We start from the raw sequence: 8,820 nt of genomic DNA, 5'->3' as shown, positions 1-8,820 counted from the left end.
CACCATCAACCCGGCTCGTGACCGCTGAAGTCAGCACCACACGTTCACAGTCGGTGGATCAGGGCTGAAGCGGCGCGGCCAAGTGGGACTGGCACGTCGACGGTGGGCACGACGTAGCCCAACATCGCGATCGGGGCTGCCACCACGATGCCCGGGACCTGCTCAACCTGTCGCCACTGGCTCATCGAAATCCCGCCGGCGATTCCCGAAAGATAACCCCCCTGAATCAGCGACTCATCCTGTTCCACCTCTGTCCGTGCGCCGTCGGGGCGAACCAGGATGTCGTAGTTCAGCTGCCCCTTAGCGTTGACTGTCCCGAGGACGTCGAGACGGCTGGCCCGCGACGAAGCCGTGAGGACCGTGAATCCCGACGCCGCGATCAACACAGCGAGGAAGAGGGCCACAGCGCGCCCCGGGCGATACCGCACCGTGCGCAGAGACAATGTCACAGAACGCGCGAGGCCGCCAAGCACGCCCAAGCCAGCCCACCTCACAGGACTGAGTCTCGCCAGACAGGGGTTCTTCGGGATATGAGAGCCCAAGAAGAACTCCCATTGTTGTCTCGCACGACCGCGGCGAAGACGGTCCCACGAACATGACTCCGTGGGATCGCGCCAAGTCGGTCTGAGCCCAACGATCCCGCGTTGTCTCCAGAAACCACGAGCGCGTCATTTGATGTGACGGATTCGACTCGCTTGACGAGTAGTTGAGGGCCCCGGCTCCACGTATTCCGAAGCAGGACAATGTTCCCAGGTGCCGGTCGGCACATTGGCGTCCCGAAGACACGGTCGCCGGAATGAAGGGTCGGTTGCATGCTTTCTCCCTCAACTGTGGCTTGGATGACGAGTTTGCGAAGGACCCAAGCGCCAACCGCCGCACATGCAAGTACAAGGGCGGGACGAATCAGCACTGCGCCATCCGATGCACTCACCGAGACCTGCACTCCAGCGTAGTCCCGCATTCCATAGCGACGATATGATCCGCACGATTACGTTCAGGTCGCTCAGTTGGTCGCGGAGTAACGTTAAGACGTCGTCGAGTCGGATCAGCGCGAAGCGGTCGCTACCGGCTCGGTCGTCGGCAGTGGACCGATCGGCGCTCGGACGTAACCCCCGCGCCTGGTCGCTCAGCCCAGGAGTGAGCGGCGTCCGGGGCGTGTTGGCCGCGATCCCGACCGGTGACTTGAGATCATGCAGTCTGGCTCCCGGGCAACACGAGGTCCAAGAACGGCCAAGGCAGCTGATCGCCCATAGCGGCTCCGATCAGCCGTCTCAGTATCGCGTTGCCGTGGAGTCGTCGGGAACGTCTGACGCGGCGATCCTCTCCGCGGTCACCAGCGCGGTGAAGGAGAGGACGGCAGGCGGGTCGAATCCCCAGGCCGGGTCTGGTGCGACGAGGATCGTCTCGGAGCCCAGGTAGCGGCCGCTGTCAGGGTCGGCCAGGACCAGCAGCTGCTGACCCGGGCTCATCGAGGGCGCGGTCAGGGCAACCGCTTCTCGACCGAGGCGGTCTGTTGTCATGCCGAGGGAGGTGATGGTCGGTTCCGCCGCCAGCACGCTCCAGAGGCGTGCGGCGATCTGCGGAGGGACGACGTACTTCTCGAACAGGGCGCTGACGGTGCTGAGCAGGCAGCCTCCGCGGGTCTCGACGCAGACGTCGTCGGGGACCAGGAACCTGCTCAGGCGGCCGGGGTCGGCCGGGAGCCTCTGGAGATAGTCGAGACCCTGGTCGCGGTCGAGAGCGGTGATCGTGTCGCTGATGGTCGGCGCCGCGTCCCAGGAGGGCTCGACCGTGGATGGACGTCCCTCGGAGTCGAGCGGGTCGCCGCGCACCTCGATGGATCGTCGATCGCCACCGGGAAGCAGGTAGGCGCGACTCAGGGTGGGCACCAGCACGGTGCGCGCCCTCCGGCCGTCCTGCGCGGGTGCCGAGGACGCCCACCAGCCATCGAGCTCGACGTACTGCACCGGGAGCTCTGCCGGCTCCGGCAGGACCGCGGCTCGGGCCGCGATCTGGTGCAGCAGAGCGCCGGCCGGCTCTCCGGCCGGCTCGATCCGTCCCGCCTCGATGCCGGCGAACCGGAGCATGGCCGGCGTCTGTGCGCCGGCGGGCGGCGCGCCTGCCCACGGCTGGGTCGCGACGGCCAGGACTCCGAGGATCAGGCAGATTCCTGTCGCGACCGTGAGGCTGAGACCCCGATGGCGGCCCTGCCACCATCGCCGCGGAGCGATCGGTGCCGTGATCCGACCCTCGGGGTGGTGGCCGCGGCCGAGAACGCCGGCGAGCATGCGCTCGGCACGCTCGTACTCCTCGGCGGTGAGATCGGGGGGCGTGCGGTCGTCCGCGCGGATGCCGATGGAGTCCAGGAGCGCGCGTAGCTCGGGGTCGTCGTGGTGAGGACTGCTCACGTCGTTCCCCTCTCCTTGTCGACGATGATCCGGAGGCGGTTGCGGGCGCGGGTGCGTCGCTTCGCCGCTGCTGCCGGCGTGCACCCGAGAACCCGGGCAGTCTCGGCGATGTCGAGGCCGGCGTTGTACAACAGGATCACCTGGCGGTCCTCGACCGACAGCTGCCCCAGCCAGTGGTCGACCGTGTCCCGCCCGACGATCTCGAGGGTGGTGTCGTGGGTCGACTCGCGTCCGTGGCCGAGCCGCCCGATGCGATCCAGGAGCGCGTGGCGTCGCTGCCGAGACCGGTACTCGTTGCGGACGTGTCCGGCGAGCACCTCGTAGGCCAGGGCCCGAAGCTGTCGCTCTTCGCCCTCGCTGGTCGGGTAGGGGAGCTTCTTCCTCAGCAGCGAGACGAACGTGCCGGACACGGCGTCCTCGGCAGCGGCGACGTCGAGTCGTGTCTGGGCATACCGCATGAGCTGGGGTTGGATCACCCAGAACACCTTCTCGAACTCGCGGTCGTCCACCCCGCCCGGTCCTCTCGACGCGTAGACCTCGAGGATGCCAGTGCGGGTCGGGGCAGCGTGGTCAGTCGGGGCAGCGTGGTCAGGAGGGATCGTGATTGCGCGGATCGACTCCATGCCGGGTGGTTGTCCGGCATGGGGCGTTGCTGGACAGCCGCGGCAAGTTCGTGCCGGCACCGGGTCGGGTGTCCCGTCCGACGAGATGCCGGACAACTACCAGATGACGGCTGCCCCGACTCGCTGGGAGGCGAACGATGACCGAGACGACCTCTGCTGGCGTGCGCGTGAGCGACGTCGGGGTGAGGTACGGGAAGATCGAGGCCCTGGCCGGCGTCGGCTTCGACCTGGGCGAGGGCATCAGCGGACTCCTGGGACCCAACGGCGCCGGGAAGTCCACTCTCCTGCGGGTCCTGGCCACGGCGCAGGCGCCCTCCAGCGGTACGGTCGGCGCCTTCGGGCTCGACCTGTGCAAGCCCGGCGACCACCGAGCCGCGCGCCGCCGGATCGGCTACCTGCCGCAGAGCCCCGGGCTCTACCCGTCCTTCCGAGTCGAGGACTTCGTCGACCACTTCGCCCTGCTCAAGGAGATCACCGGCCGTCAGGAGCGTGCCCGCGAGGTCGGCCGGGCCCTCGACATCGTCGGCCTGGAGGCGCGGGCGTCATCACGGATTCGTGAGCTCTCCGGCGGCATGCGGCAACGCGTCGCCCTCGCCTGTGCGATCCTCGGCGACCCCGCCCTTCTCATCCTCGACGAGCCCACCGTGGGCCTCGACCCGGAGCAGCGGGCCCGGTTCCGCGAGACCATCGCCGGGCTCGGCACGAACCGGATCGTCATCTTGTCGACCCACCAGACCGACGACATCGCGGCCCTGTGCCATCGGGTTCTGGTCCTGCGAGACGGAACCGTCCGCTTCGACGACACCCCCCGGATGCTGACCGAGCGGGCTCGTGGGCGCGTGTGGCTCAGCGACAGCCGCGACGAGAACGCGCTGGCCGCGTGGACCACCAGCGACGGCATGGTCCGCAACGTCGGAGCGCCTCCTGCCGGCGCCCAGTTGGACTCCCCGACCCTGGACGACGGCTACCTGGTCGTGGCCGGGGATCTCGGGAGGGAGCGATGACCGGCTCGCGCGGCGCGATGTGGGCCCTCGCCCGGGCCGAGGCCCGGCGCATGTTGCTGCATCCCGCGTTCGCGCTCGCGGTTGCGGCCGTGACCGTGCCCTGGCTGGTCGGCCTGGTCTCGCGGGGTGGCCCGCCGGCGTACGCGACCCTGTCGAACGCCTCGTGGCAGATCCAGATGCCGTTGCTGATCGTCGCGGCCGGTGCGTTCTTCTCCGCTCATCTGACCGCCGTACGCCGGTACCGGTTCGAGACGACGGAGGCCGAGCTCGTCCAGCCGATGCCGCGGTGGCAGCAGAGCGCCGCCCAGATGGTCGCCGTTGCCGCGCTCGCGGTGGCGACAGCGGTCCTCGTGATCGTCGACCTGTCCGTCCAGGCTGCCGGCACCGGAGCCGCAGGCTCGGTGCTGCCGGCAGAGGCGGCCACGGCTCCGGCCTACGTGCTCCTTGCGGGCGTGTTGGGCGCGTCCGCCGCCCATGTCGGACGCAGCATCTCGGCCGGTGTCTCGGTCTTCGTGGTGGTCGGGGTGGCGACGTTCGCCGGCGTGATCGGAACGGGCAGGGCATGGCGATGGCTGACCCTGGCCGCCTTCGAGAACACCTTCGAGGTGCCGGCGGTGCCGGCCATGGTGGCGCAACGCCCCGCGGGGTGGCACGTCGCCTGGCTACTGGCTCTGTGCCTGCTGCTGGTGCTCGTCACGCTGGGAGTCAACGGGCTGTCCCGACCGCTGGTGCTCGCAGGCTCGGCGGTCGCAGCGGTCCTCGCGGTGGTGGCAGGCATCGCGCAACTGGGTGCGGCTCCGCTCATGGGGACTCGACGATGGAACGAGGTCTTCGAGCATCCCGCGCGGGTGCAGACGTGTCGTACGCGGGAGCCGGTCACCTATTGCGCGTTCCCCGACTTCACCAGTCGGATCGGCGCCTGGAGCTCCATCGCGCAGGCACAGCTGGCGGCGGTTCCAGCGGCGGTGGCCGCGGGGCCCATCTACGTCCGTCAGCGCCTGCCGGCACGGGGGAGCAACGGCTTCGGCTACCTGATCCCCGAGGCATGGAGCCAGGACGACGCCGCCGCCGGGACGCCCGGCGCGGTTGCTGTCTCGACCCGGTGGGCGGGAGTCGATGACGACTCCTTCGCCCAGACCCAGGTCCTCGCGTTCGCCCTCGGGTTCGGCTACCGGCTGGCCTACGGCACCAGCGCGAAGCCTGCGGACGGGAAGGGCGGCGGGGTCGAGCTGTGCGGCGGGCCGGGCGTCGTCACGCTGTGGCTGGCGGCCGGCACCCAGGCGGCGGGGCGCGCCGCGGTGAGCGCCGTGCTCGCGCGCGGCGACCTCGTGCAGGCATCGGTTGCGGAGTCCGCGGTCGACCTGATCGCGGGATACCGGGAGACGACCGTGCTGCAGGGTCTGCTCGACCGGGATCAGCCTGCGGTGACCAGGCAGATCCTCGACAACTGGGCGAGGCTGACCGACCCTGCGACCGACGTCGACCGGGCCGCCGAGATCCTCGGGGTGAGCGCCGGACCTCGACTCTCGGAGGAGATCGGATTGTGCGCCGGTGCCGGCTCCGCAGGCTGACCTCCTGGTCAGCATCGCCCGCGCGAGCCGCCTCGTCCCGGCGGCGGTCAGCGCCATGCTTGGCCTCGCCGTCATCGTCGTTCCTCTGGCCGTTGGAGTCCGGTTCGACTTCATCGACGTGACGTTGCTCCTGCACCTGTCGATGGCGGTGACCCTCGGCGGCACCGCGCTCGTCCTGGAGGACCGGGCGATCGCCAGCACCCGGGTGCTGCCGATCTCCGCCGCGCGGGTCGCCCTCGTCAGGATGGCGATGAGCACCGTCGTCCTCACGCCCGCGTGGGTCGTCCAACTGGTGGCGGCACCACACCTGGTCCTCGCCGCAGGCGGCTATGCCGCCACGGGCCTGTTCATCGAGCCGTACGCCGTGCTGGCGTGGACCTGGACCGCAGCCTGGTGGCGGGTCAACCACAGTCCCGACGGCTCAGGCGCCTCGATCGCTGCGCCGGCCATGCTGATCGGTCTGATCGCGATCGGGTTCCTCCCCGATCCGATCGCTCTCTACGTCAACCCTGCCGACCCCGGCTTCGCCGGCTCGCGAGTCCGCTGGCTCCTGCTTCTCCTGACCGGGATCGTCGCACTCCTGTGCTGTCTCCGCGCGACGACTCCGCGCGGGTCTCGGCCTTCTCGATCCTGAAAAGGGCGACGGGGGTCTCGACAAGCTCGACCAGCGGGGCCTGCGGGGTCAGGCGTCGCCGTAGATGGCGCGGGCCAGCCGGGCGGCGGCCTCGGGGATCTCGACCTCGCCCCGCTTGGTGGCCTCGCGGGGGACGTAGGTCGACGGCACCCAGCCGAGCGCGGTGAGCGTGGCGAGGGCGTCGGTGCCCATCTCGGCCGGGGTCGAGAGGTCGTCGTAGGCCAGGCGCGGGGCGGTCATGGCACCGACGCTACGGCCTACCGATGGGTATGTCCGCGGTATCGCTCGGTAGTCTCTGCTCCCGTGCCCCTGCTGATCGCCGGCTCCATCGCCACCGACCACCTGATGGGCTTCGGCGGCAAGTTCGCCGACTCGCTCGTGGTCGAGCAGCTCGACAAGCTCTCGGTCTCCTTCCTCGTGGACGACCTCGAGATCCGCCGCGGCGGCGTGGCCGCCAACATGTGCTTCGGGCTCGGCCAGCTGGGCCTGCGCCCGGTGCTGGTCGGCGCGGCCGGCGAGGACTTCGCCGACTACCGCTCCTGGCTCGAGCGGCACGGCGTCGACTGCTCCCACGTGCGCATCTCCGAGACCCGGCACACCGCGCGCTTCGTCTGCACCACGGACCCGACCGGCGCCCAGATCGCGTCGTTCTACCCGGGCGCGATGAGCGAGGCGCGGCTGATCGAGCTCGGCCCGATCGTGGCCCGCGTGGGGGAGCCGGACTACGTCCTGATCGGCGCCGACGACCCCGACGGCATGCTGCGCCACACCGACGAGTGCCGGCAGCGCGGCTACCCGTTCATCGCCGACCCGAGCCAGCAGCTCGCGTTCGGCGACGGCGCGCTGATCCGCACGCTGATCGACGGCGCGGCGATCCTGTTCTCCAACGAGTACGAGTCCGCGATGATCGCCCAGAAGACCGGCTGGTCGGCCGACGAGGTGCTCGGCCGGGTCGGCATCCAGGTCACCACACTCGGCAAGGACGGCGCCCGCATCCTGCGCCGGGGCGAGGACCCGATCGAGCTGCCCGCCGCGAGGAACGTCGCCGCGGTCGAGCCGACCGGCGTCGGCGACGCGTTCCGCGCCGGCTTCCTCGGCGCGCTGGCCTGGGGAGTCGGCCTCGAGCGGGCCGCGCAGGTCGGGTGCGTGCTGGCGGCGTACGTCGTGGAGACGGTCGGCACCCAGGAGTACTCCTTCACCCCGCCCCAGTTCCTCGCCCGCCTCGAGGAGTCGTACGGCGCGGCGGCGGCCGACGAGGTCGCCACGCACCTGACGTCGCTCAGCTGACCCGGCGCACCAGGTAGCGGCCGGCGGGGTCCTCGCCGGCGTACTCCTGGCCGCGCAGGCGGCACCACGCCGGGATGTCGGTGCGGGCGGCGGCGTCGTCGGCGAGCACGGCCACGAGGCCACCGACGGGCACCTCGGTGTAGCGCTTCGCGAGCTCGATGACCGGCAGCGGGCAGAGCATCCCGCGGCAGTCCAGCTCGAGGTCGCCTCTCACAGCCCCACCCGGGAGCGGATCTCGCGGACGACGCCGGGCAGGACGGCGAGCAGGCCGTCGACGTCCTCCTCCGTGGTGTCGCGGGTCAGCGAGACGCGGACGTTGCCGTGGGTGAGCACGCCCATCGCCTCCAGCACGTGGCTCGGCGCGAGGGTCGAGGCGGTGCAGGCCGAGCCGCTCGCCACGCCGTACCCCCGCTTGTCGAGCTCGGTCACGATCGCCTCGCCGTCGACGTAGAGACAGGAGAAGGTCACCAGGTGGGGGAGCCGGTCCACCGGGTCGCCGACCACCTCGACGTCCGGGATCTCTGCCGCGGCCGCGCGGATCCGGTCGATCAGGGCGTGCTGGCGGGCGGTGGTCTCCGCGCGCTCGGCGACCACCGCCTGGAGGGCGGCCGCCGCGGCCAGGGCGGCCGGGACGTTCTCGAACCCGGTCGACCGCTCGTCGACGCGGTCGTCGCCGGGGAAGGGGCTCAGCCAGAGCGCGCCCTTGCGCACGACGAGCACGCCGACGCCCGCCGGTCCGCCCCACTTGTGCGCGGAGCCCGCGACCGCGTCCCAGCGGTCGGGGAGGGGCAGCCGACCCATCGACGCGCACGCGTCCACGAAGAGGGGTACGCCGACGTCCAGCTCCGCCAGCGGCTGCACGGTGCCGACCTCGTGGTTGGCGTGCTGCACGGCCGCCACCGCCCCGCTCCCGAACCCGTCGGTCGCGACCCGTCCGAGCCGGTCCACCGGCACCACGACCGGCTCGGCACCGGTCCAGCGGGCGGCGTGGACGACCGCGGAGTGCTCGGCCGCGCCGTACGCGACCGGTCCGGTCCCGCGGCGCAGGCCCAGCAGCCCGCGGTGGACCGCCTCGGTGCCCGAGGAGGTGAACGTGACCTCGTCCGGGCGCACGCCCAGGCACTCCGCGACCACCGCCCGGGCGTTGTCGAGCAGCAGCCGCGCGTCGCGGCCCGGGCCGTGGAGGCGCCGCGGGTCGGCGTACCCCCGCTCCAGCGCGGCCAGCAGCGTCTCCCGTGCAGCGGGGTGCAGCGGCTCCGACGACGCGGCGTCGAGATATCTCACCCGGGCAAC

General features: G+C 71.1%; 11 protein-coding genes. 4 read left to right on the top strand and 7 right to left on the bottom strand.

Going from position 1 to position 8,820, the window contains the following annotated elements:
* Positions 1 to 44: 44 nt before the first annotated feature.
* The 4 genes from ACYVKX_RS03730 to ACYVKX_RS03715 all read right to left on the bottom strand — a co-directional run bounded on the left by ACYVKX_RS03730 (position 45) and on the right by ACYVKX_RS03715 (position 2,917).
* The gene (locus ACYVKX_RS03730) at positions 45 to 404 is read right to left on the bottom strand and encodes a hypothetical protein (RefSeq protein WP_460829239.1); all 360 of its coding nucleotides are present in this window, start codon (positions 402 to 404) and stop codon (positions 45 to 47) included.
* A gap of 86 nt (positions 405 to 490) precedes the next feature.
* Entirely contained in the window at positions 491 to 961 is a 471-nt protein-coding gene (locus ACYVKX_RS03725; protein WP_460829237.1) for a S24/S26 family peptidase, read from the bottom strand.
* Between the two features lie 310 nt (positions 962 to 1,271).
* Positions 1,272 to 2,408: a hypothetical protein gene (locus ACYVKX_RS03720; RefSeq protein ID WP_460829236.1), complete on the bottom strand. Its 1,137-nt coding sequence runs from the start codon at positions 2,406 to 2,408 to the stop codon at positions 1,272 to 1,274.
* On the bottom strand, positions 2,405 to 2,917 hold the full coding sequence (locus ACYVKX_RS03715) for an RNA polymerase sigma factor (RefSeq protein ID WP_460829234.1): 513 nt from the start codon (positions 2,915 to 2,917) through the stop codon (positions 2,405 to 2,407). Before ACYVKX_RS03715 ends, ACYVKX_RS03720 begins: the two co-directional genes overlap by 4 nt.
* A gap of 251 nt (positions 2,918 to 3,168) precedes the next feature.
* Here ACYVKX_RS03715 and ACYVKX_RS03710 point away from each other — a divergent pair, with 251 nt between their 5' ends.
* Genes ACYVKX_RS03710 through ACYVKX_RS03700 form a run of 3 tightly spaced genes read left to right on the top strand, consistent with a single transcriptional unit; the run spans position 3,169 to position 6,240 of the window.
* The gene (locus ACYVKX_RS03710) at positions 3,169 to 4,035 is read left to right on the top strand and encodes an ATP-binding cassette domain-containing protein (protein WP_460829232.1); all 867 of its coding nucleotides are present in this window, start codon (positions 3,169 to 3,171) and stop codon (positions 4,033 to 4,035) included.
* On the top strand, positions 4,032 to 5,606 hold the full coding sequence (locus tag ACYVKX_RS03705) for a hypothetical protein (RefSeq protein WP_460829231.1): 1,575 nt from the start codon (positions 4,032 to 4,034) through the stop codon (positions 5,604 to 5,606). The genes ACYVKX_RS03710 and ACYVKX_RS03705 overlap by 4 nt, the downstream gene beginning before the upstream one ends.
* A complete protein-coding gene (locus ACYVKX_RS03700; RefSeq protein ID WP_460829230.1) occupies positions 5,587 to 6,240 on the top strand; it encodes a hypothetical protein in 654 nt (217 codons plus the stop codon). Before ACYVKX_RS03705 ends, ACYVKX_RS03700 begins: the two co-directional genes overlap by 20 nt.
* Positions 6,241 to 6,288: 48 nt before the next feature.
* Here the strand turns inward: ACYVKX_RS03700 and ACYVKX_RS03695 are convergent, their stop codons facing one another.
* Positions 6,289 to 6,480 (bottom strand): hypothetical protein, encoded by a 192-nt coding sequence (locus tag ACYVKX_RS03695; RefSeq protein WP_460829228.1) that lies wholly within the window; start codon positions 6,478 to 6,480, stop codon positions 6,289 to 6,291.
* A 63-nt stretch (positions 6,481 to 6,543) separates the two neighbouring features.
* Here ACYVKX_RS03695 and ACYVKX_RS03690 point away from each other — a divergent pair, with 63 nt between their 5' ends.
* Complete coding sequence (locus tag ACYVKX_RS03690) at positions 6,544 to 7,527, top strand: carbohydrate kinase family protein (protein WP_460829226.1); 984 nt, start codon at positions 6,544 to 6,546, stop codon at positions 7,525 to 7,527.
* On the opposite strand, the gene ACYVKX_RS03685 is transcribed toward ACYVKX_RS03690, so the two are convergent.
* Both ACYVKX_RS03685 and ACYVKX_RS03680 read right to left on the bottom strand, forming a co-directional pair.
* A complete protein-coding gene (locus ACYVKX_RS03685; RefSeq protein WP_460829225.1) occupies positions 7,520 to 7,741 on the bottom strand; it encodes a sulfurtransferase TusA family protein in 222 nt (73 codons plus the stop codon). The genes ACYVKX_RS03690 and ACYVKX_RS03685 overlap by 8 nt on opposite strands.
* A complete protein-coding gene (locus tag ACYVKX_RS03680) occupies positions 7,738 to 8,811 on the bottom strand; it encodes a cysteine desulfurase family protein (protein ID WP_460829224.1) in 1,074 nt (357 codons plus the stop codon). Before ACYVKX_RS03680 ends, ACYVKX_RS03685 begins: the two co-directional genes overlap by 4 nt.
* Positions 8,812 to 8,820: the final 9 nt, after the last annotated feature.

This window comes from Nocardioides hungaricus (genome assembly GCF_054782915.1).
Note: the sequence above shows the minus strand (reverse complement) of the source record. Positions and strands in the feature narration are given on the sequence as shown.